This window comes from Paenibacillus sp. FSL R7-0204 (genome assembly GCF_038002225.1).
GTDB lineage: Bacteria > Bacillota > Bacilli > Paenibacillales > Paenibacillaceae > Paenibacillus_AQ.
This window is the reverse complement of sequence record NZ_JBBOCA010000001.1, coordinates 101562-124434: the sequence shown is the minus strand read 5'-3', so window position 1 is coordinate 124434 and position 22873 is coordinate 101562. Positions and strand designations below refer to the sequence as shown.

The following is a 22873-nucleotide window of genomic DNA, read 5'->3' as shown; positions in this document are numbered from 1 at the left end:
AGATGAGCGATAAAGAAGTCATCCTTACACCGGACGGACTTAAGCGTCTGGAAGAAGAACTGGAGTTCCTCAAATCCGTGAAACGCCGCGAGGTAGCGGAACGTATCAAAGTGGCCATCGGCTACGGAGATATCAGTGAGAACTCGGAGTATGAAGACGCGAAGAATGAACAGGCTTTTATTGAAGGACGGGTTCTTACTTTGGAGAAGATGCTCCGCAATGCCCGTATCATTAATAGCGATGAGATCGTGACAGATGTGGTAAGCATCGGGGTAACGGTGAACGTTGAGGATATGGAGTATGGTGACATTATGGAGTACACCATCGTGGGTACTGCCGAATCCGATCCGCTGAACAACAAAATTTCTAATGAGAGCCCTGTAGGCAGAGCGATCATCGGCAAGAAGATTGGTACGATTGTAGATGTTAGTGTCCCTGCAGGCGTCATTCAATATAAAATTCTTGATATCAAAATGAAGTAAGACGGTTCCGAAGCTTCCTTAGGGAAGCTTTTTTCAAAGTTACAGCCAGCCGTAAAATATGGGTGAACACATACAGCTTATATTTTGTAACGGAACGGACTGTCCGCAAGATCGGGGCGGAGCCGTTTCTTCTTTTGTATAGTGAGTAAGAGAGGATGAAGAACATGACGGAAGAAATCAACAACGTCGAAGCTACAGAGAATGAATTAAGTGAATTGCTGCAGATCCGCCGGGGCAAGCTGGACGAGCTCCGCGCACTCGGGATCGATCCGTTTGGCAAGAAATATGAGCGTACCGCTGCTGCTGGCGATCTTCTGGCCAAATACGACGGGCTAACCAAGGAAGAGCTGGACGAGCTGGCACTGGAGGTTAGTGTGGCCGGGCGCATCATGGCGAAACGGGTCATGGGCAAGGCAAGCTTTTCTCACATCCAGGATCTTAGCGGCAAAATCCAGATCTATGTGCGCCAGGACAGTATCCCTGAGTCACAATACGCAGCCTTCACTATTCTTGATCTGGGCGATATCATCGGTATCCGGGGAACCCTGTTCAAGACAAAGACCGGCGAAACCTCTATTAAAGTGGATAACCTTGAGGTGCTGTCCAAGTCCCTGCTTCCGCTTCCTGAGAAGTATCACGGCCTGAAGGATGTAGAACTGCGCTACCGTCAGCGTTATGTGGATCTGATCATTAACCCTGAGGTACAGCAGACCTTCATCATGCGTTCACGGATTATCCAGTCGATGCGCCGTTATCTGGACTCGCTGGGCTATTTAGAGGTGGAGACTCCGACTCTGCATGCCATCGCTGGCGGAGCAGCGGCCCGTCCGTTTATTACCCACCACAATACGCTGGATATGCAGCTGTATATGCGGATTGCCATTGAACTGCACCTGAAGCGTCTAATCGTCGGCGGTCTGGAGAAAGTCTATGAGATTGGCCGTGTATACCGTAATGAAGGTATTTCAACACGCCATAATCCGGAATTCACAATGATCGAGTTGTATGAAGCGTATGCGGATTACAAGGACATTATGCATCTGACAGAGAGCCTGATTGCTCATATTGCCAGCGAGGTGCTGGGCTCCCAGGTAATTAATTATCAAGGACAGGAAGTGGATCTGTCTCCAGGCTGGCGCCGCGTTACTATGGTGGATGCCGTTAAGGAAGTAACCGGAGTGGACTTCGGTGTTCAGATGACGGATGAAGAAGCACAGGCTCTGGCTAAGGAACACCGTGTACCGGTGGAGAAGCATATGACCTTTGGTCATATCCTGAACGCATTCTTCGAGCAGTTTGTGGAAGAGACGCTGATTCAGCCGACATTCGTAATGGGACATCCTGTAGAGATCTCACCGCTCGCCAAAAAGAACGATGAAGATCCGCGCTTCACCGACCGGTTCGAGCTGTTCATTGTAGCCCGCGAGCATGCCAATGCGTTCAGCGAGCTAAATGATCCGATTGACCAGCGCCAGCGCTTCGAAGCACAGATTCACGAGAAAGAGCAGGGTAATGATGAAGCCCATGAGATGGATGATGATTTCATCCGTGCTCTGGAATACGGCATGCCGCCAACAGGCGGACTGGGTATCGGTGTAGACCGTCTGATCATGCTGCTGACCAATTCAGCGTCTATCCGTGACGTACTGCTGTTCCCGCATATGCGTAATAAAGACTGAGGATTTCTCATAGTCCACACCCGGATAACCAAGGGAGCTGCTCTGGGAGTTCTCTTGGGATAAGGGATTGAATGCTCTAGTCAAATGATTTGGAAATAATGCTTGCAATGAATCTCTATCCGTGATATATTCTATTTCTGGCCGCGAAACATCAACGGCTGGCTCGAAAAAGAAGTTGAAAAAAGAGCTTGCATTGATCGGTTGGATGTGTTATATTATAAGAGTTGCTGGTGACGCGGTGAGCGGCGCTGACGACGAGCTTGATCTTTGAAAACTGAACAACGAGTGAGTGGGAAATCACTTCGGTGAGATCCAAATTAGAGAATATAACAATTCTCGTCAGATGTTTCAAAATGAGCAATCGCTCTTTCTAAATACCAATTTGGAGAGTTTGATCCTGGCTCAGGACGAACGCTGGCGGCATGCCTAATACATGCAAGTCGAGCGGAGTCTGAGAGGAAGCTTGCTTCCTTTCAGATTTAGCGGCGGACGGGTGAGTAACACGTAGGCAACCTGCCCTCAAGCCTGGGATAACTACCGGAAACGGTAGCTAATACCGGATAATTTCTTTTTTCTCCTGAGGAGAGAATGAAAGGCGGAGCAATCTGCTGCTTGGGGATGGGCCTGCGGCGCATTAGCTAGTTGGTGGGGTAACGGCCCACCAAGGCGACGATGCGTAGCCGACCTGAGAGGGTGAACGGCCACACTGGGACTGAGACACGGCCCAGACTCCTACGGGAGGCAGCAGTAGGGAATCTTCCGCAATGGGCGCAAGCCTGACGGAGCAATGCCGCGTGAGTGATGAAGGTTTTCGGATCGTAAAGCTCTGTTGCCAGGGAAGAACGTCCGGTAGAGTAACTGCTGCCGGAGTGACGGTACCTGAGAAGAAAGCCCCGGCTAACTACGTGCCAGCAGCCGCGGTAATACGTAGGGGGCAAGCGTTGTCCGGAATTATTGGGCGTAAAGCGCGCGCAGGCGGTTATTTAAGTCTGGTGTTTAAACCTTGGGCTCAACCTGAGGTCGCACTGGAAACTGGGTGACTTGAGTACAGAAGAGGAAAGTGGAATTCCACGTGTAGCGGTGAAATGCGTAGATATGTGGAGGAACACCAGTGGCGAAGGCGACTTTCTGGGCTGTAACTGACGCTGAGGCGCGAAAGCGTGGGGAGCAAACAGGATTAGATACCCTGGTAGTCCACGCCGTAAACGATGAGTGCTAGGTGTTAGGGGTTTCGATACCCTTGGTGCCGAAGTTAACACAGTAAGCACTCCGCCTGGGGAGTACGGTCGCAAGACTGAAACTCAAAGGAATTGACGGGGACCCGCACAAGCAGTGGAGTATGTGGTTTAATTCGAAGCAACGCGAAGAACCTTACCAGGTCTTGACATCCAACTAACGAAGCAGAGATGCATCAGGTGCCCTTCGGGGAAAGTTGAGACAGGTGGTGCATGGTTGTCGTCAGCTCGTGTCGTGAGATGTTGGGTTAAGTCCCGCAACGAGCGCAACCCTTGACTTTAGTTGCCAGCAGGTGAAGCTGGGCACTCTAGAGTGACTGCCGGTGACAAACCGGAGGAAGGTGGGGATGACGTCAAATCATCATGCCCCTTATGACCTGGGCTACACACGTACTACAATGGCCGGTACAACGGGAAGCGAAGCCGCGAGGTGGAGCCAATCCCAGCAAAGCCGGTCTCAGTTCGGATTGCAGGCTGCAACTCGCCTGCATGAAGTCGGAATTGCTAGTAATCGCGGATCAGCATGCCGCGGTGAATACGTTCCCGGGTCTTGTACACACCGCCCGTCACACCACGAGAGTTTACAACACCCGAAGTCGGTGGGGTAACCCGCAAGGGAGCCAGCCGCCGAAGGTGGGGTAGATGATTGGGGTGAAGTCGTAACAAGGTAGCCGTATCGGAAGGTGCGGCTGGATCACCTCCTTTCTATGGAGAATCGTCTTCTGCAATGAAGACATTCAAATCTTAAATCTAGCCGGTCGGCTAGTTACTCACTCGTTGGTCAGTTTTGAGAGCTCAAACTCTCAACCGGCTGTAACTTCGATCGTCACTGTTGTGATCGACCCGAACTTACAGCAACTTGATCCTTGAAAACTGGATACCGAAACGAATTTGCGTTTTAGAACATTCCTTTAAGCTGAACTTGTGTAAACAAGTTTCAATATTTTAGTGATGCTAAGTGAAGGTTTTTGATTGTGCAAACAAGCAAAACACCGGAACGTTGGTTAAGCTATTAAGAGCACACGGAGGATGCCTAGGCGCCAGGAGCCGACGAAGGACGTGGCGAACAACGAAACTGCCTCGGGGAGCTGTAAGCAAGCTTTGATCCGGGGGTGTCCGAATGGGGAAACCCAGCTGTGGTAATTCGCAGTTACTCGTATCTGAATACATAGGATACGCAGAGGCAGACCAGGGGAACTGAAACATCTAAGTACCCTGAGGAAGAGAAAACAATAGTGATTCCGTCAGTAGCGGCGAGCGAACGCGGAACAGCCTAAACCAAGGGGCTTGCCTCTTGGGGTTGTGGGACGTCTCACATGGAGTTACAAAGGAATATGGTAGGCGAAGAGGTCTGGAAAGGCCCGCGATAGAGGTAAAAGCCCTGTAGCCTAAACTGTGTTCTCTCCGAGACGGATCCCGAGTAGTGCGGGGCACGTGAAACCCCGTATGAATCCAGCAGGACCATCTGCTAAGGCTAAATACTACCTGGCGACCGATAGTGAAACAGTACCGTGAGGGAAAGGTGAAAAGCACCCCGGAAGGGGAGTGAAATAGAACCTGAAACCGTGTGCTTACAAAAAGTCAGAGCCCTTTCTATGGGTGATGGCGTGCCTTTTGTAGAATGAACCGGCGAGTTACGTTTAACATGCAAGGTTAAGGTGAGAAGCCGGAGCCGCAGCGAAAGCGAGTCTGAATAGGGCGACTAAGTATGTGGACGTAGACCCGAAACCGTGTGATCTACCCCTGTCCAGGGTGAAGGTGCGGTAACACGCACTGGAGGCCCGAACCCACGCATGTTGAAAAATGCGGGGATGAGGTGGGGGTAGCGGAGAAATTCCAATCGAACTCGGAGATAGCTGGTTCTCCCCGAAATAGCTTTAGGGCTAGCCTCGGTGAATGGAGTGGTGGAGGTAGAGCACTGATTGGGTGCGGGGCCCGCAAGGGTTACCAAGCTCAGTCAAACTCCGAATGCCATTAACTTCTTGCCGGGAGTCAGACAGTGAGTGCTAAGATCCATTGTCAAAAGGGAAACAGCCCAGACCATCAGCTAAGGTCCCCAAGTGTGTGTTAAGTGGGAAAGGATGTGGAGTTGCACAGACAACCAGGATGTTGGCTTAGAAGCAGCCACCATTGAAAGAGTGCGTAATAGCTCACTGGTCGAGTGACTCTGCGCCGAAAATGTAACGGGGCTAAACACACCACCGAAGCTATGGCTAGATGCGTTGCATCTGGGGTAGGGGAGCGTTGTATATACGTTGAAGGTGTACCGTAAGGAGCGCTGGAGAGTATACAAGTGAGAATGCCGGTATGAGTAACGAAAAGATCAGTGAGAATCTGATCCGCCGAAAGCCCAAGGTTTCCTGAGGAAGGCTCGTCCGCTCAGGGTAAGTCGGGACCTAAGGCGAGGCCGAAAGGCGTAGTCGAAGGACAACAGTTTGAAATTACTGTACCACCGTAATCCGCTATGAGCGATGGGGTGACGCAGGAGGGTAGTGACGCGGACTGATGGATGTCCGTCTAAGCAGTGAGGCTGGTGTGTAGGCAAATCCGCACACCGCACAGGCTGGGCTGTGATGGGGAGCGAAAATTATAGTAGCGAAGGTCATGATCTCACACTGCCAAGAAAAGCCTCTAGTCAGGAGAAGGTGCCCGTACCGCAAACCGACACAGGTAGGCGAGAAGAGAATTCTAAGGCGCGCGGAAGAACTCTCGTTAAGGAACTCGGCAAAATGACCCCGTAACTTCGGGAGAAGGGGTGCCTCGGTAGGGTGAATAGCCCGAGGGGGCCGCAGTGAAAAGGCCCAAGCGACTGTTTAGCAAAAACACAGGTCTGTGCGAAGCCGCAAGGCGAAGTATACGGGCTGACGCCTGCCCGGTGCTGGAAGGTTAAGGGGAGCGGTTAGGAGCAATCCGAAGCTGTGAACCGAAGCCCCAGTAAACGGCGGCCGTAACTATAACGGTCCTAAGGTAGCGAAATTCCTTGTCAGGTAAATTCTGACCCGCACGAATGGCGTAACGACTTGGGCGCTGTCTCAACGAGAGATCCGGTGAAATTTTAATACCTGTGAAGATGCAGGTTACCCGCGACAAGACGGAAAGACCCCATGGAGCTTTACTGCAGCTTGATATTGAATTTGGGTACGATCTGTACAGGATAGGTGGGAGCCGTAGAGGCAGGAGCGCAAGCTTCTGCGGAGGCGCCGTTGGGATACCACCCTGATCGTATCTAGGTTCTAACCTAGTGCCCTCATCGGGTACGGGGACCGTGTCAGGCGGGCAGTTTGACTGGGGCGGTCGCCTCCTAAAGAGTAACGGAGGCGTTCAAAGGTTCCCTCAGAATGGTTGGAAATCATTCGCAGAGTGCAAAGGCATAAGGGAGCTTGACTGCGAGACCTACAAGTCGAGCAGGGACGAAAGTCGGACTTAGTGATCCGGTGGTACCGCATGGAAGGGCCATCGCTCAACGGATAAAAGCTACCCTGGGGATAACAGGCTTATCTCCCCCAAGAGTCCACATCGACGGGGAGGTTTGGCACCTCGATGTCGGCTCATCGCATCCTGGGGCTGAAGTAGGTCCCAAGGGTTGGGCTGTTCGCCCATTAAAGCGGTACGCGAGCTGGGTTCAGAACGTCGTGAGACAGTTCGGTCCCTATCTGTCGTGGGCGCAGGAAATTTGAGAGGAGCTGTCCTTAGTACGAGAGGACCGGGATGGACGTACCGCTGGTGCATCAGTTGTTCCGCCAGGAGCATGGCTGAGTAGCTACGTACGGACGGGATAAGCGCTGAAAGCATCTAAGCGTGAAGCCCCCCTCAAGATGAGATTTCCCAGTATGTAAGACCCCTTGAAGACGACGAGGTAGATAGGTTGGAGGTGGAAGTGCAGCAATGCATGGAGCTGACCAATACTAATCGGTCGAGGGCTTATCCAAAATCTACAACGCAGATTCGTTTCGGATTCAGTTTTCAGGAATCAATTTCCTGAAGCATTTACGCTGTAAATGCCCGTTTGGTGGCGATAGCGGAGGGGTTCCACACGTACCCATCCCGAACACGACCGTTAAGCCCTCCAGCGCCGATGGTACTTGGACCGAAGGGTCCTGGGAGAGTAGGACGTTGCCAAGCACACATGAGCCATTGTCGAATCATCGACAATGGCTTTTTTGTATATCCGGTGATGCCGCCGAAATTTGTTCTACTGTCCACTGGAGACGGACTTTAGTCCAAGAATTCGCTTACCGGAGGGCGGATTGCCTAATCCCTTCACAGAGCGGTGTAATATTCTTGACAGGCCAAATGCCCTTTGCTAAGATGGACAATAATATATTTTTGGACAAGCCTCTCAAACCTTAACAGAAGACACAATTATGTATAACTCCCAGGTCTCTACTGCTGTCTATCGGGTATGGACTTGACGCAGGAGTTTCTTTATTCATAAGTTGGCGGGCGGGTAGAGAAAAGAATTTAGAGGAGGAATGACCCAGGTGTGGGAAGATAAGTTTGGTAAAGAGGGATTCACTTTCGATGATGTGCTGCTGGTTCCGCGTAAATCCGAGGTATTGCCTAAGGAAGTGGACTTAACCACTGTACTCAGCAAGAATGTGAAGCTGAATATCCCTTTGATGAGTGCAGGTATGGACACAGTCACAGAAGCCGCTATGGCGATTGCTATCGCCCGTGAGGGCGGGATCGGCATCATTCATAAGAATATGTCCGTGGAGCAGCAGGCAGAAGAGGTAGACCGTGTGAAGCGCTCGGAGAGCGGGGTTATTACCAATCCATTCTCACTTACGCCGGACCACTGGGTATCCGATGCTGAAGTCCTGATGGGGAAATACCGTATCTCGGGTGTGCCTATCGTAGATGAAGAGGGCAAGCTTGTCGGTATTCTGACGAACCGCGACCTGCGTTTCATCCATGATTTCAATATTCAGATCAAAGAAGTGATGACTCATGAGAATCTCGTTACAGCTGCTGTAGGAACCACTCTTCAGGAGGCGAAGGGCATTCTGCAGCGTCACAAGATTGAGAAGCTGCCGCTGGTAGACGAACATAATATACTCAAAGGTCTCATTACTATTAAAGATATAGAGAAAGCTATCCAGTTCCCTAACGGTGCCAAGGATGCCCACGGACGTCTGCTGGTTGGAGCGGCAATCGGGATCTCCAAGGACACGTTTGAACGGACAGAAGCATTAGTAAAAGCCGGTGTGGATCTGATTACCGTGGATTCCGCACATGGCCATCACATTAACATTATCGATGCAGTGCGCAAACTGCGCGAGACTTATCCTGATCTAACCATTGTAGCAGGTAATGTAGCTACAGGCGAAGCTACCCGCGAATTGATTGAAGCAGGAGCCTCCGTAATCAAGGTGGGTATTGGCCCGGGATCTATCTGTACTACCCGCGTTATTGCCGGGATCGGCGTTCCGCAGGTTACCGCGATCTACGATTGTGCAACCGTTGCCCGTGAATATGGCATTCCGGTGATTGCAGATGGAGGAATTAAGTACTCCGGTGAGATTACCAAGGCCATCGCCGCTGGTGCTGCTGCAGTCATGATGGGAAGCCTGTTCGCTGGTACGGAAGAAAGCCCCGGAGAGTCGGAAATCTATCAGGGACGTAAATACAAGGTATACCGCGGCATGGGCAGCATGAGCGCTATGAAGCAAGGCAGTAAAGACCGTTACTTCCAGGATGATGATAAGAAGCTGGTACCGGAAGGCATTGAGGGCCGTGTAGCCTTTAAAGGGCCATTGTCTGACACGGTTCACCAATTGATCGGCGGACTGCGCTCCGGTATGGGCTATTGCGGAACGAAGACATTAGAAGAGCTGCGCAATGACACCTCGTTCATCCGTATCACTGGGGCAGGCCTGCGTGAGAGTCATCCTCATGATGTACAGATTACCAAGGAAGCTCCGAACTATTCCCTATAAGCCGGGAAGAATCGCCTATTTTGTTGACAGGCAGGACTAATTTAGTCCTGCCTGTCTTTTTTTGCAGGTACCCCTGTGTTAGAATAGAACAAGCACTGATCTGAGGATTAAAGGAGAGTAGTAATCATTGAAGTACAAGCAGAAACTAAGCAGTAAACAAATTGTGATTAAGACAGTGGCAGCGGGTCTGCTTCTAAATATGCTAGCATTTCCTGCGGCTTCTGCGATGGCAGAGGCAGTGAATAAACCGGCTACAACCGAGGGGGGAACCAAAGCGGCGGCTACCCCTGCCAAAACGGCAGCAGCGAAGATTCCAAGCGTGGAATCTCTGGGACTGAATGTGAAATCTGCAGTGCTGATTGAGCCTACTACAGGGGAGGTTCTGCTCTCACTTAATGCAGACCAGGCGATGCCTCCGGCGAGTATGACGAAGATGATGACAGAATATCTTGTAACTGAAGCTGTAAATAGCGGCAAGATCTCCTGGGACCAGAAAGTTGCTATTCAGGAGAATGCGGCGAATCAGACCGGGTCGCGGATCTTCCTGGCTGAGCATGACGAACATACGGTAAAAGAACTCTACATAGCCATGGCGGTTGGTTCAGCCAATGATGCTACGGTAGCTTTGGCGGAGCTGGTCGCAGGTTCCGAGCAGGAATTTGTCACAATGATGAACGAAACGGCCAAGAAAATGGGGATGAAGACGGCTTTTTTCATTAACTCTACCGGGCTTGACCGTGCCGATATGCCGAAGAAATTCCGCCCGGAGGGTAAAGGCGAAACAGTAATGTCTGCGATGGATGCGGCGATTCTGGCCAAATATATTGTCACCGATCATCCGGATTTTACAGATTTTACGACAATTCAGTCGTATAAATTCCGCGAGCGTGATTCGAAGCCGATGATTAACTACAACTGGATGCTGGAAGCCAACAAGAATATCCCTAATTTCAAGGCCTATGCTTACCCGGGTCTTGATGGATTGAAAACTGGGCATACGTCTAAAGCCGGCAACTGCTTCACGGGTACTGCGGTGCGTGACGGCATGCGTCTAATCAGCGTAGTTATGGGAGCGGACTCCGAGGCCCACCGTTTCACCGAAACGAAGAAGGTGCTGGATTTTGGCTTCAATAATTTCGAGATTAAGCAGGTAGTTGCGCCTAAGGCCGTGATTGCCGGCACTGAGACTGTGCCTGTGCTGAAGGGCAAGAATAAAGAGGTATCCGTAGTAACAGATGCTGGTGTAACGTTCATGGTTCCTAAGGGTACTGTATCGCCGCAGATCAAGACCACTGTGGTCACGAATGATCCGGCTACGCTGGTCGCACCGATTGCCGGAGCCAGCAAGGTAGGTAAGGTCACGTACTCCTATAAGATTGAAGGAATGAATCAGACGCAAGAGAAGACGGTGAACCTGATTACTGCCGAGGAAGCGGAGAAGGCGGGCTGGTTCAAGCTGCTGCTGAGAGCCATAGGTGATTTTTTCGGTGATCTGTTCAAAGGAATTAAAAATCTGTTCTAACCTTAACAGGTGCGCAGGTACTAGCTTCACGACAAAATCCCAGTAAATAGGTTGTATATATTACAGCCTTACGGTAGAATTAAATGTTAGATTAGGTTAGATCTAACGGGAGGCGTAGATATGGAAACAGGAACTTCGCGAGTCAAAAGAGGCATGGCAGAAATGCAAAAAGGCGGCGTCATTATGGACGTCATGAATGCAGAGCAGGCGAAAATTGCTGAGGCCGCAGGCGCAGTAGCCGTAATGGCCCTGGAGCGTGTACCTTCCGATATCCGCGCAGCGGGTGGTGTCGCACGTATGGCTGATCCTACTATTGTAGAAGAGGTTATCAAGGTAGTGAGTATCCCTGTCATGGCCAAAGCGCGGATCGGCCACTATGTGGAAGCCAAAGTTCTCGAATCTCTGGGTGTAGACTATCTCGATGAGAGCGAAGTACTAACTCCTGCCGATGAAGTGTTCCATATCAATAAACGCGAATTCACGGTTCCTTTTGTATGCGGAGCCAAGGATCTGGGGGAAGCGCTGCGCCGGATTAGCGAAGGAGCCTCCATGATCCGCACTAAGGGTGAGCCGGGTACCGGCAACATCGTGGAAGCTGTCCGCCATATGCGCCATATCAACAGCCAGATCCGTAAGGTGACCGGCCTCTCCCTTGATGAGCTATATCATGAAGCGAAGACGCTGGGTGTTCCGTATGAGCTGCTGCTGGAGGTTCACGAGCTGGGCAAGCTGCCTGTCGTTAACTTCGCTGCCGGTGGTGTAGCTACGCCTGCCGATGCCGCGCTCATGATGCATCTGGGTGCTGACGGGGTGTTTGTCGGCTCGGGAATTTTCAAATCGGACAATCCTGAGAAGTTCGCCCGTGCCATCGTCGAAGCGACAACCCACTTCACGGACTACAAGCTGATCGCTGAAGTGTCTAAAAATCTGGGCACTCCGATGAAGGGGATTGATATCGCCACGTTGTCCCCGGCTGAGCGCATGTCGGAACGCGGCCGTTAATAGAGAGAAGGCTTCCGGATGAGAATTGGAGTGTTGGCGCTTCAAGGCGCTGTTACAGAGCATATTGTCAGCATTGAGAAGACCGGAGCGCAGGGCCTGCCTATTAAGCGTATAGAGGAGCTAGACGGGGTAGATGGTCTGATCATTCCCGGCGGTGAGAGTACGACGATTGGCAAATTGATGCGCAAATATGGCTTTATTGAAGCAATCCGTGAGTTCGCGGGTCAAGGTAAGCCTATTTTTGGTACATGCGCCGGCATGATCGTGCTGGCGAAGCGGATTGCCGGAGATGAAGCCGGTCATCTGGAGCTGATGGATATTACCGTGGCCAGGAATGCCTTTGGCCGCCAGCGGGAAAGCTTTGAATGTGATCTGGAGGTTAAGGGGATTGCTGAGCCTGTGCGGGCGGTATTTATCCGCGCTCCGCTTATTGACGAGGTGGGTCCTGATGTTGAGGTGCTTACTCTCTATAAGGATGAGATTGTAACAGCGCGCCAAGGCAATCTGCTGGCCTGCTCGTTTCACCCGGAATTGACTGATGATTACAGGCTGCATCAATATTTTGCCGACATGGTAGAGGACAGTATTGCAGCCAATCTATAGAACCGCATATAAGGACACTTTGACTCTTTCAAAGCTGCAAACAAAACAGCATTTTGAAAGAGTTTGGGCTGTTTTCAGGAGGGAAACTTTGTGTTAGATGTTAAAGTATTGCGCAGCGATTATGCAAGAGTAGAAGAGGCACTGAATAAAAGAGGAAAGTCGCTGGATTTGATTGCCGGCTTCCCGGCGCTGGATCAGCGCCGCCGTGAGCTGCTTCAGGAAACGGAAGGGCTCAAGAACCGCCGGAACACTGTATCCGGAGACGTAGCCAAGAAGAAGAAGAATGGTGAACCGGCGGATGATCTGATCGCAGAAATGCGCACGGTATCTGACCGGATTAAGGAATTGGATGATGAGGTGCGTGAGCTTGAGGTCAAAATTGACGAGCTGACGATGAGCATCCCGAATATTCCGCATGAATCGGTGCCTGTTGGCACCTCCGAGGCAGACAATGTCGAAGTGCGCCGCTGGTCAGAGCCTACAGAGCTCGGATTCACTCCGAAATCCCACTGGGAGCTGGCACAGCAGCTGGATATCATTGATTTTGAGGCAGCGGCGAAGGTTACGGGTTCACGGTTTGTCTTCTACAAGGGACTGGGTGCCAGACTGGAGCGTGCCCTGATTAATTTCATGATGGACCTGCACAGCGGGGAACATAACTATGAAGAGATGCTGCCGCCTTATATTGTTAATAAGGACAGCCTCTATGGAACGGGACAGCTGCCCAAATTCGAAGAGGATCTGTTCAAGCTGCGGGATACAGAGTATTATCTGATTCCTACGGCGGAAGTGCCTGTGACCAACTATTACCGTGAAGAGATCATGACGGCTGGCGATCTGCCGAAGTATCATGTGGCCTACAGCTCTTGCTTCCGCTCGGAAGCCGGTTCTGCCGGACGCGATACCCGTGGTCTGATCCGCCAGCATCAGTTCAATAAGGTGGAGCTGGTGAAGCTGGCCAGCCCGGAGAGCTCCTATGAGGAGCTGGAGAAGATGACCGCCGACGCTGAGCGCGTGCTGCAGCTTCTGGGGCTGCCTTACCGCGTTTTGCTGCTCTGTACGGCAGATATGGGCTTCACCTCTGCCAAGACGTATGACCTTGAGGTGTGGCTGCCTGAGAGCGGCATGTATCGCGAGATCTCCTCATGCTCCAACACCGAGGACTTCCAGGCGCGCCGGGCCAATATCCGTTACCGCAAGGAGCCGAAGGCGAAGCCTGAATTCGTGCATACGCTGAATGGCTCTGCGCTGGCTGTAGGACGTACGGTAGCAGCTATCCTGGAGAATTACCAGCAGGAGGACGGAAGTGTGCTGATTCCGGAATGCCTGCAGCCGTATATGCGTAATGTGAAATCCATTTCCGCCAAAACAGCTCAATAATAATAGTTGCATATTATTTGTTGAGCGTGGTATAATTCCTAATGCATGTGAAATTTCATTGCATTGGAGAGGTACCGAAGCGGTCATAACGGGGCGGTCTTGAAAACCGTTAGGGTGCAAGCCCACATGGGTTCGAATCCCATCCTCTCCGCCATTTCCTTTACATCTAAATAAATACAGATAGAAGCCGTTCTCTCAGGAGGGCGGTTTTTTTGTTTGAAATATAAGAATTTATATGTCTCACGCTATAAATTATCCTTCTATTTCTCGCCGAAACGGTACCGTCCTTGTAAAGGACGGCAATGCCGTTTCCACTTGCTAAGGCCTCTTTTTCACAGAAGCTGTTCCAGCGGGAATAAAAAGCCGGCTTTCTCCGCAATGTATTAGAGAAGGAGGCTGATAATAAAGATGGACCGACAATTGCAAGTAGATCAGCAGAGTCTGGTGTCTGCGTGGCAGGAGAGGCTGCCGGAACTGATGGACAATGGGGACAGTTTCAGTGTACAGGGGGATGCGGCCAACCAGAACAGTCTGCTTATCCATTTCAATGCAGCGGGACGGCAGGGGTATTCTCTGGATTTCCGCTGCACCTATGTGGATAGCCGAGAGGTTGCCGTAGATTTGCTTGACGCCGAACAGGCTGGAGTGCATGCAGATGAGCAGTTAGATGCTGTTCAGCTGTTGGCGCAGCAGTATACGAGACAGATTCATGAATGTGCCCAAGCCCTTCAGGGCTTAACCAATCCGTAGGAGGCTAACCCTAATGAGCAAACCCAAGAGCATGCCTGTACCCGGCGTACAGCAGGACAATCAGGGACCCCGCAAAGAGCGCCATTCTTCAGGTCCAGCGCCGTTATCCGGGTCTAAAAAGGTGAAGCAGGCCAACCATGTGGACCATCATAATCCGCAAGGTTAAGCACAATTTTAAATGAAAATGAAGAGAAATGTTTCTCATAATTGCCAAATGGTTTATCATTAGGGAGGGGAAAGAATTTTTTTACATGGGAGAGGAGAAAAATAATGAACAAAAAGTGGGGGTTATCCGCTGCTGCGTTACTGTTAACTGCTGCAGTAATTCTGCCGGGGTGTGCAAAGAAAGAGGAGCCTAAGGAGGCTCTGACTTCAGCTGCAGCCAAAGCTACAGCTATGACATCTTACGAAATGAAGACGAAATTAGTTATTAATGATCTGTCGATAGACACCGGCACCAATGAAGCGGATGCTTCAACGGGTCAGATGCTCAGCATGCTTAAGAACGCCGAGCTCACCATCGATGGTGTCTACCAGGCAGAGCCGATGCAGACCGAAATGACAACCGTTCTGAATCTGAAGGGGGACATGGCTATGTCCTTCACGGTTCCAATGGTCATGACCGGACAGAAGCTGTATGTCAAAATACCTTCGATTCCGTTCCTGCCGATTCCTGAGACCATCGTGAACAAATTCGTCGAGCTGGATCTGAAGCAGCTGGCAGAAGAGCAGGGCGCTGAATTCAATCCTGCACAAATGGATGCGCAGAAGGTACAGAAGCTGTCGAATGAAGTGATGAATACCTTACTTGGCGAATACGATGAAGCCAAGTACTTCAATAATATCAAACCGAAGGATGCCGGCCTGCCGGAAGGCGTTGAAGCCAAGCAGGTTGTTCAATTCCAGGTCACCAACGATAATGTCAAAGAGGCGCTCACTATTCTGGTGAATAACGCAATGCCGAAGATTATTGATATTCTGGGCAAAGAAGAATACAAGGATCTGCTGCAGGTTGAGCCTGCCAAGCTGGCCGAAGCCAAGGAACAGCTTCAATCCAGTGAAGCCCGTGCAGAGTTCGACAAGAGCCTGGCTGATCTGAACAAGTATCTCACTATTAACCAGTTCCATCTGAATACCGCAGTCAACAAAGATGATTATCCGGTATACCAGGATATGCTCATGAACATCAAAGTTAATGATCCTGACAAGGGTGAGAATGTTACCTTATCTATGAATGCAAGCAACCAATACAGCAAGATCAATGAGAAACAGACCTTCAAGATTGGTATTCCGCAGGGCGAAGATGTAATTACCCTGGAAGAGCTGCAGCAACAGTTCGGAAGCACAGGTACGAGTACTTATTAATACCATAAATCCGCACGCCAAAGACCCGTATGAGCGAATTCCGCTCGTACGGGTTTTTGTGCACATATGAAGGTTAAGGGGATGGCTGTTCCTCTGGCAGGAACTCCTCAGCCAGAATGGCGTAGGTGCGGTGATCCTGCCATTCACCGTTGATCCGGATGAAACGGCGCGCGAGTCCTTCGGCCTGGAAGCCGTTCTTCTCCAGCACTCTGCGGGAACCGTTATTATGGGGCAGGATGGCAGCCTGTACCCGGTGAAGCCCCAGAGAGCGGAAGGCATACCCGAGGATCAGGTGTACGGCGGCACTGGTATAGCCTTGCCCCTGCTGCTCATGATCGATGAGATAGCCGATATCGCAGAATTGTCCGACTCCCCTCACTACGTTAGAGATCGTAATCTGGCCGATCAGCTCCCCGCTGAGCAGATAAATCCCGAACATATACGCGCTGTCCTGCTGCGCATCCAGGATACGCTGGTTAATCAGCTGCCGCTGGCTCTCCAGGGTGAAGTAGTCTTCACTGCGCAGGGGCTCAAATTGCTGGTGCGCGGTTCGGTTACGCAGACGGAGGCTAAGCAGCTCTTCGGCATCCGTAAGCTCCAGCAGCGAGAGATAGATCCCCTGTGCGTTGTTATACAGCTTGTACGACATCTGGCATTCTCCTTATGAGCAAAAAATAAGTGTTAAGCGGCGTTCTAGAGCTTCGCAGGCCGCTTCCGCAGCTTGCGGAAGAAGGAGGTCAGCAGCTCCGCGCATTCCTCCTGCAGCACGCCCTGTATGACCTCTGTGCGGTGGTTAAAGCGTGACTCCTCCAGCAGGTTCATCAAGGTCCCTGCGCAGCCGGCCTTGGGGTCGGGAGTGCCATACACGGTAAGCGGCAGCCTGGACTGTACCATCGCTCCTGCACACATAGGACAAGGCTCCAGGGTAACATAGAGCCGGCAATCGAGCAAACGCCAGGAGCCCAGGGCTGTACTGGCTTCCCGGATCGCCACCATCTCCGCATGGGCAGTGGAGTCAAGCGTCGTCTCACGCAGATTATACCCGCGGCCTATAATTTGGCCTTCGTGGACGACTACGGCACCAATCGGTACTTCCCCCAAGGCCTCGGCCTTGCGGGCTTCTCCTATCGCTTCTGACATCCAATGTTCATGAATGGCCCGCTCCTCCGCCGGCAGTTCTTCAAGCCTGGTATTCAAATGCATCTTCCCTTCTTCTATGCCCATTGTACAACGAACAAATATTCGTTCTTAACAAATTGTGGACAACTCTGTGGATAACGACCGACTTATACACAAAATTGTGCACATCGCGATTTGGCAAAATGTTTATATGTGCATAACCTGTGGATGGTTTCTTACCTATTGTAGAGAAACTGCCCCAATAATTCAATATCTGCCAGCACCCGGCTGTGGGGAAAGGCCTTTTCAAATGGAAGGGCAAAAGGTATGATTATGTTGAATGCCCGCTAGGATTTACCAGCGGATAAGAGGTGAACAATACGCTTGTCCATAAAAACGAAACTATCAGCGATTATTTTTGGCTCGGTGCTCTTAATCTTGATGCTTAATCTTACACTCAATCTTTATGCTGCCCGGAATAATCTGCGTAATGAGAGCGTAAGCAACATGAAGATTACTGCGAAGCAGGTGGCCGTATCGGTGGAGCAGAGCGGGTACAGCTCGAATTACGTGCAGGATAAAATTGCCCAGAACCTGCGGTTGACCGCCATTCTGGCGTCCTATGAGCTGGACCCGGATATCAGGAATATTACTAATCAACAATTGAAGGCGCTATCCACCAAGCTGGGGGTGTCGAATATCTCGCTGCTGGTGAAGACTGCGGATGATATTATCGTAGCCAAATCTTCAGATCCTGCAGAGATCGGACTTTCGACCAGAGGCATGGGTTTTTGGTATGTGGCTTTTCTGGAGCTGTTTGCAGGCCAGCGGGTATCTGTCGATCAGGGGCAGTCCCTGGAGAATTTCTGGTCCGGGCCGTTTGAATATTCAACCTCCAATCCGGAGTATATTGATAAATGGGGCTATTATTATGACGGGGCCCGCAATTATATCATAGATCCGTTCGTGCGGAGTACAGCGGTAAGCGATTATGTTAAAATTATGAGTCCTGATGAGATCATCCAGGAATCCAAAGCAGTAAATCCCGGAATTCTGGAGATTACGGGAATTAATCCGAAGACCTTCGGAGCCTCAAGCATGCTGCCTGACGGCACAGATCCCAAGAACACGAAGCTGCGGAACCGCCCTATCCAGTACGGCACCTATTCATACGGCAATATTGCAGAGGACAAGGCGGCGATCCGTGAAGCATTGAACAAGGGAGAGCCGGTAACGCTGGATACGAAGGCATTGGGTAAAAGAGTGCTCAAAAGCTTCATTCCGATTGAGCGTCCGGGAGCGGCGGATTATGTAATCAGTGTAGTTATGGACTACCAGGCGATCTCCTCAGTCATTAGGGAGCAGCTGTTCAATAATATTACCACCTCGGTGCTGCTGCTGATTATCTTTCTTCTGGCGAGTTATGTCCTGGCCGGTGTTGTTACACGCCCGATTCAGGATATACTGGCTAAGGTCAATGATGTGGCCAAGGGCAAGTTCGAGCCCCCGCTTAATGTATCCAGCCGTGATGAGCTTGGACAATTGGCCCAGCGCATCAATGCGATGACCTCACATCTGCTGCAGCACACGAACCGGCTGGGGCAGACACTGGAGGAGAACCGTGCCGTCAAGGAGCATCTGGAGTCGGTGATTAACGGCACTTCGGATGCCATCCACACGGTAGATATGGAGGGGAGGATCATCAGTACGAACAGAGCCTTCGAGGACCTCTATGGATGGGGCGCTGAGGATGCTCTGGTCAAGCCGCCGTATCTGGTTCCGGCCACTGTGCAGCAGCAGGAGAGCACACGATTGCAGCAGCTTAAAGACGGGGTGTCTCTGCCGCCTGTGGAGACCGTCAGGCTGAAGCGTGACGGCTCCCTGGTAGAGGTCAGCGTCAGCAGCTCGGTTATCCGGGATGAAGAGGGCCAGCCGCAGTCGGTTGTCCATGTATCCCGTGACATGACCGAGCGCAACCGGATCGAGGAGCTGCTCAGACGCTCGGAGAAGCTGACTACAGTCGGCCAGCTTGCGGCAGGCGTTGCCCATGAGATCCGTAATCCCTTGACCACCCTGCGGGGCTTCCTGCAGCTTCAGCAGGAGAAGAAGGTTCTCGTTCCGCTGCATATTGATCTGATGCTCTCGGAGCTGGACCGGATCAATATGATTGTCAGTGAGTTCCTGATTCTGGCGAAGCCGCAGGCGGTTCATTTCCAGCAGAGGGATCTGCGGCATATTGTCGGCGATGTCATCTCGCTGCTGGACAGCCAGGCCCACCTGTTCGGCATTGAATTCACCACGCATTTCTCGGGAGTACCCGCCATGGTGCACTGTGAAGAGAATCAGCTGAAGCAGGTATTTATCAATGTGATCAAAAATGCCATAGAAGCGATGCCAGACGGGGGAACGATTACCGTGGAGCAGCAGGAGCAGGCGGATGCTGTCGTTATTGTGATTACAGATGAGGGCGGAGGCGTCCCTGAGGATATGCTGCCCAAGCTGGGGGAGCCGTTCTTCACGAATAAAGAGTCAGGAACCGGGCTTGGCCTCATGGTCAGCCAGCGGATCATTCAGGCCCATAAGGGCAGCCTGGAGATTAGAAGCGAGTATGGCCGGGGAGCACAGGTAATCATCAAGCTGCCTGAAGCGAAGGAGCAAGCACCTCCGGCCGGCATGAATATAGAACGGAGTGAAAACGAACATGAGAATCAATAAATTCATCAGTGAGACAGGCTATTGTTCACGCCGTGAAGCAGACAAGCTAGTCGAGGGAGGGCGGGTCACCATCAACGGTGAGCCCGCTATGCTGGGCAGCCAGGCTGAAGCCGGGGATAAAGTGCTGATTGACGGCCAGCCGCTTCAGACGGGCAGCAGGATCGTGTATATCGCGCTTCATAAGCCAGTTGGCATTACCTCTACTACAGAAGCGCATATTCAAGGCAATATTGTCGATTTCATAGGGCATGAGGAGCGGATTTTCCCGATCGGGCGGCTCGACAAGGATTCAGAGGGATTGATTCTGCTGACCAATGACGGTGACATTGTTAACAAAATATTGCGCGCAGAAGGCAAGCATGAGAAGGAATATGTGGTCACTGTAGATCGACCCGTTACGCCTTCTTTTCTGACCGGTATGTCCACCGGCGTGAAAATTCTGGGCAGTAAGACACTTCCCTGTGAAATTACGCGTATTAGTGAGCGGGTATTCCGTATCGTGCTGACTGAGGGCAAGAACCGGCAAATTCGCCGCATGTGCAGCGCCTTCGGTTATGAAGTCCGGCGGCTGCAGCGCATCCGGGTAATGAATATCCGCCTTGGCGCACTGAAGACCGGAGAATGGCGGGAGCTGTCCCAGGAAGAGAAGCAAGAGCTGGGGGCTATGCTGAACTATCAGCTGCAATAAGATTATAATGCCCATACTTATAATAAGAGCTGCTCCGATAGACCCTGGTAGGGCCGTTCGAAGCAGCTCTTATTGGTTTCCTTACTATCAGGGAGCTGTTACATTAGAGACATCCGTTGTCTCCGCAGCAGCGTCCTTATATTTACGTAGGATGGATACTTCTACCCGGCGGTTCTTGGCCCGCCCGGCAGCCGTAGCATTGCTAGCGATGGGATGATATTCGCCAGAGCCGGTCGGGCTGAACTTCGTCGGGTCCAGGTTGGGATTCAGCAGCAGAATCTTCATGAACTCAAGGGCACGATCTACACTAAGATCCCAGTTCGAGGAGTACGTGCTGTTGGAGATCGGAACATTATCGGTATGCCCCTGCACCAATACTTCATAATCAGGGAATTGCTGCAGCATCGTTGAGATCGACTTGGCCAACTGGCGGGATTCATCTTTCACTACAGCCTGTCCCGAAGCGAAGAGGGCATTGTCGCTAATCGTGATCATCAGCTGGGACTGATTCAGCTTGGTGCTAAGCAAGTCGGTCATTCCGTTGTTCTTGATGTACTGGTCGAACTGCTTCTTCAGCTTCTCCAGATCCTCCTGCTCCTTAGCACGGAGCTTGGACAGATCGGAGGTGCCGGTGTTCTTGGCAATCACACTGTTCATTTTATCCTGCTTGCCCTGGTCCAACTGGGTATTGGTCGGGGAATCCGACCGGTACTCCAGGACACCGCCACCGCCGCTGAGCGCTGAATTGAAGGCTTCAGCCATTTGCTGGAATTTCACGGCGTCCGTTGCGCTCATGGCATACATTACAAGGAATAGAGCAACCAGCAGGGTCATTAGATCGGAATAGGGAAGCAGCCAGGATTCATCGGCATGCTCTTCATGTTCCTCATGCCTAGTCTTTTTGCTCACTGGAAGCCCCCTCCTTCTCGCTCAGCTTGGCACGCTCGGACGGAGTCAGGAAGACGGACAGCTTCTGGTTAATGGCAATGGTAGACACCCCGGACTGAATGGAGAGCAGGCCCTCCACCATCATCAGGCGGACTTCAATCTCGCGTTTGGATATCCGCTTCAGCTTGTTCGCCATAGGGTGCCACATAACATAACCGGTGAATATCCCAAGCAGGGTTGCAATGAAGGCACCGGCAATTGCATGGGCCAGGACGTCCATGTTACTCATATCCCCCAAGGCGGCAATCAGCCCGATAACAGCCCCGAGTACCCCCAGCGTAGGTGCGTACATCCCGGCCTGGGAGAAGATCAAGGCCCCGGCTTTATGTCTGTCTTCAGTGGCATGGATATCTTCCATTAATACATCACGGACGAACTCCTGATCATTGCCGTCAATAATCATCCGCATGCCGTTTCGGAGGAAGTTATCTTCAATCTCATCGACATTGGACTCCAGAGCAAGCAGCCCTTCGCGGCGGGTAATGGAAGCCCATTCCATGAACATGGTAATCAGTTCGGGCTTACCGACCATCTTTTTCTTTGTAAACAGGATCTTCAACAGCTTAGGGAAATTCTTGACTTCCGACATCGGAAAGGCCATGAAGATAGAGGCAGCCGTGCCAAGAAAGATAATGACATAGGCAGCGGGGTTGTTCAAGCTTGCAAGTGGAGCATGCTTGAGTATCATCCCCCAGATTACTGCGATCAGACCAAACACCAGGCCTAGAATTGTTGAGATTTCCATTTATGCACCTCGTCCATGAGAATTAAGAAGTGATCGACTAACCGCGTAATTCGTCCTTGAACCGCGGGAGAACACTCTGTTCGTAACCAAATCACGTATATTCTTCTTTATCGACATCATTCCCTTTTTTGTGAAGTGATTTTTTCGGCTATAATAGATAAGGTAGGTTATTATTCATCAGCAAAGAAAACGGAGTGATTGATGTGGGAGTTAAGCATGGCAGAGATTACGGTGAAATTCTGGTTGAACTGACAGGAGCCGTTGGACGGATTGCAGACGGGTACATTTTTTTTGAAATGGAGCCTGAAGAGTGGACGAATCTGCCGGAGGAATCGAGGCAGGAGGTCTGGGAGGCGCTTGCGGAAGACCTGTTCTACGCCTTGGGCAATGAGCCGGTCATTCAGGTGGGCAGCGGAGTTGTAATGTACGATAAAGAAACACACCGCATTAATATTCTGCTGGGCGATGAGGATCTGGCTTCGGTCGTTCTTGTATAAAGCAGGGAAAAATGCGGCAGCAGGTTTGTCCCGGGCATCCGGCCATGTTAAAATTGGAAGTGGAGTACTAATTGCCGGGATGTCAGAATACATTTAATCAAAAATCTTTGGCCTGGCACATCCCTTGACTTTCAGAAGCTGAGGGATGTTTTATTTGAAGGAAAGAGCAGGCTTAAAGAACCGTTAACTTAGCAAGGGAGGAAA

At 51.3% G+C, this 22873-nt stretch carries 17 protein-coding genes, 1 tRNA gene and 3 rRNA genes; 17 read left to right on the top strand and 4 right to left on the bottom strand.

Translation table 11 applies throughout. The annotated features are described in order from the left end of the window. Window positions 1-2 precede the first annotated feature (2 nt). The 14 genes from greA (at window position 3) to MKX42_RS00555 (ending at window position 15957) form a co-directional block, all read left to right on the top strand. Window positions 3-482, top strand: a complete 480-nt coding sequence (greA, locus tag MKX42_RS00620; protein ID WP_036696487.1) for a transcription elongation factor GreA — start codon at window positions 3-5, stop codon at window positions 480-482. 164 nt (window positions 483-646) lie between these two features. Further along, the gene (gene lysS / locus MKX42_RS00615; protein ID WP_340750430.1) at window positions 647-2161 is read left to right on the top strand and encodes a lysine--tRNA ligase; all 1515 of its coding nucleotides are present in this window, start codon (window positions 647-649) and stop codon (window positions 2159-2161) included. Window positions 2162-2540: 379 nt separating this feature from the next. After that, window positions 2541-4101: ribosomal RNA gene (locus MKX42_RS00610) — 16S ribosomal RNA — on the top strand. Between the two features lie 297 nt (window positions 4102-4398). Beyond that, window positions 4399-7325 (top strand): 23S ribosomal RNA (locus MKX42_RS00605). Between the two features lie 76 nt (window positions 7326-7401). Next, a 5S ribosomal RNA gene (gene rrf / locus MKX42_RS00600) occupies window positions 7402-7518 on the top strand. Together the 16S, 23S and 5S rRNA genes form the textbook arrangement of a ribosomal RNA operon. Window positions 7519-7877: 359 nt before the next feature. Further along, complete coding sequence (gene guaB / locus MKX42_RS00595) at window positions 7878-9335, top strand: IMP dehydrogenase (RefSeq protein WP_076162086.1); 1458 nt, start codon at window positions 7878-7880, stop codon at window positions 9333-9335. Window positions 9336-9462: 127 nt separating this feature from the next. Then, window positions 9463-10857: a D-alanyl-D-alanine carboxypeptidase family protein gene (locus MKX42_RS00590; protein WP_340750428.1), complete on the top strand. Its 1395-nt coding sequence runs from the start codon at window positions 9463-9465 to the stop codon at window positions 10855-10857. Window positions 10858-10977: 120 nt separating this feature from the next. Then, window positions 10978-11859 (top strand): pyridoxal 5'-phosphate synthase lyase subunit PdxS, encoded by an 882-nt coding sequence (pdxS, locus tag MKX42_RS00585; protein ID WP_340750426.1) that lies wholly within the window; start codon window positions 10978-10980, stop codon window positions 11857-11859. An 18-nt stretch (window positions 11860-11877) separates the two neighbouring features. Beyond that, window positions 11878-12462, top strand: coding sequence for a pyridoxal 5'-phosphate synthase glutaminase subunit PdxT (pdxT, locus tag MKX42_RS00580; RefSeq protein WP_340750424.1), 585 nt, complete (start codon window positions 11878-11880; stop codon window positions 12460-12462). Between the two features lie 90 nt (window positions 12463-12552). Next, entirely contained in the window at window positions 12553-13842 is a 1290-nt protein-coding gene (serS, locus tag MKX42_RS00575) for a serine--tRNA ligase (RefSeq protein ID WP_340750422.1), read from the top strand. Window positions 13843-13907: 65 nt separating this feature from the next. Then, window positions 13908-13996: transfer RNA gene (locus MKX42_RS00570), tRNA-Ser, on the top strand. Window positions 13997-14250: 254 nt separating this feature from the next. Further along, window positions 14251-14592 carry a hypothetical protein gene (locus MKX42_RS00565; protein ID WP_036698930.1) on the top strand — a complete coding sequence of 114 codons (342 nt, stop codon included), beginning with the start codon at window positions 14251-14253 and terminating at the stop codon, window positions 14590-14592. A 13-nt stretch (window positions 14593-14605) separates the two neighbouring features. Next, window positions 14606-14758: a small acid-soluble spore protein P gene (locus tag MKX42_RS00560; protein WP_340750421.1), complete on the top strand. Its 153-nt coding sequence runs from the start codon at window positions 14606-14608 to the stop codon at window positions 14756-14758. A 104-nt stretch (window positions 14759-14862) separates the two neighbouring features. Then, on the top strand, window positions 14863-15957 hold the full coding sequence (locus MKX42_RS00555; protein ID WP_340750419.1) for a DUF6612 family protein: 1095 nt from the start codon (window positions 14863-14865) through the stop codon (window positions 15955-15957). A 73-nt stretch (window positions 15958-16030) separates the two neighbouring features. Here the strand turns inward: MKX42_RS00555 and MKX42_RS00550 are convergent, their stop codons facing one another. Together MKX42_RS00550 and tadA are read right to left on the bottom strand one after the other, a co-directional pair. Next, entirely contained in the window at window positions 16031-16606 is a 576-nt protein-coding gene (locus tag MKX42_RS00550; protein ID WP_340750417.1) for a GNAT family N-acetyltransferase, read from the bottom strand. Between the two features lie 44 nt (window positions 16607-16650). Then, the gene (tadA, locus tag MKX42_RS00545) at window positions 16651-17154 is read right to left on the bottom strand and encodes a tRNA adenosine(34) deaminase TadA (protein WP_340750415.1); all 504 of its coding nucleotides are present in this window, start codon (window positions 17152-17154) and stop codon (window positions 16651-16653) included. A gap of 429 nt (window positions 17155-17583) precedes the next feature. On the opposite strand from tadA, the gene MKX42_RS00540 reads away from it, so the two are divergent. Both MKX42_RS00540 and MKX42_RS00535 read left to right on the top strand, forming a co-directional pair. Beyond that, window positions 17584-19791, top strand: coding sequence for an ATP-binding protein (locus MKX42_RS00540; protein ID WP_340750413.1), 2208 nt, complete (start codon window positions 17584-17586; stop codon window positions 19789-19791). Beyond that, window positions 19778-20479 carry a pseudouridine synthase gene (locus MKX42_RS00535; protein ID WP_340750411.1) on the top strand — a complete coding sequence of 234 codons (702 nt, stop codon included), beginning with the start codon at window positions 19778-19780 and terminating at the stop codon, window positions 20477-20479. The genes MKX42_RS00540 and MKX42_RS00535 overlap by 14 nt, the downstream gene beginning before the upstream one ends. 87 nt (window positions 20480-20566) lie before the next feature. On the opposite strand, the gene motB is transcribed toward MKX42_RS00535, so the two are convergent. Beyond that, the gene (motB, locus tag MKX42_RS00530) at window positions 20567-21388 is read right to left on the bottom strand and encodes a flagellar motor protein MotB (RefSeq protein WP_340750409.1); all 822 of its coding nucleotides are present in this window, start codon (window positions 21386-21388) and stop codon (window positions 20567-20569) included. Beyond that, window positions 21372-22172 (bottom strand): flagellar motor stator protein MotA, encoded by an 801-nt coding sequence (gene motA, locus MKX42_RS00525; protein ID WP_036724422.1) that lies wholly within the window; start codon window positions 22170-22172, stop codon window positions 21372-21374. The genes motB and motA overlap by 17 nt, the downstream gene beginning before the upstream one ends. 203 nt (window positions 22173-22375) lie before the next feature. Here motA and MKX42_RS00520 point away from each other — a divergent pair, with 203 nt between their 5' ends. After that, window positions 22376-22669 carry a hypothetical protein gene (locus tag MKX42_RS00520; RefSeq protein ID WP_036698940.1) on the top strand — a complete coding sequence of 98 codons (294 nt, stop codon included), beginning with the start codon at window positions 22376-22378 and terminating at the stop codon, window positions 22667-22669. Window positions 22670-22873: the final 204 nt, after the last annotated feature.

Bases quoted from the DNA above. Each gene is read 5' to 3' on its own strand.
- greA (WP_036696487.1), top strand. From the start codon at position 3: ATGAGCGATAAAGAAGTCATCCTTACACCGGACGGACTTAAGCGTCTG.
- lysS (WP_340750430.1), top strand. From the start codon at position 647: ATGACGGAAGAAATCAACAACGTCGAAGCTACAGAGAATGAATTAAGT.
- pdxS (WP_340750426.1), top strand. From the start codon at position 10,978: ATGGAAACAGGAACTTCGCGAGTCAAAAGAGGCATGGCAGAAATGCAA.
- pdxT (WP_340750424.1), top strand. From the start codon at position 11,878: ATGAGAATTGGAGTGTTGGCGCTTCAAGGCGCTGTTACAGAGCATATT.
- MKX42_RS00565 (WP_036698930.1), top strand. From the start codon at position 14,251: ATGGACCGACAATTGCAAGTAGATCAGCAGAGTCTGGTGTCTGCGTGG.
- MKX42_RS00560 (WP_340750421.1), top strand. From the start codon at position 14,606: ATGAGCAAACCCAAGAGCATGCCTGTACCCGGCGTACAGCAGGACAAT.
- MKX42_RS00555 (WP_340750419.1), top strand. From the start codon at position 14,863: ATGAACAAAAAGTGGGGGTTATCCGCTGCTGCGTTACTGTTAACTGCT.
- MKX42_RS00550 (WP_340750417.1), bottom strand. From the start codon at position 16,606: ATGTCGTACAAGCTGTATAACAACGCACAGGGGATCTATCTCTCGCTG.
- MKX42_RS00540 (WP_340750413.1), top strand. From the start codon at position 17,584: ATGAAGATTACTGCGAAGCAGGTGGCCGTATCGGTGGAGCAGAGCGGG.
- MKX42_RS00535 (WP_340750411.1), top strand. From the start codon at position 19,778: ATGAGAATCAATAAATTCATCAGTGAGACAGGCTATTGTTCACGCCGT.
- motA (WP_036724422.1), bottom strand. From the start codon at position 22,172: ATGGAAATCTCAACAATTCTAGGCCTGGTGTTTGGTCTGATCGCAGTA.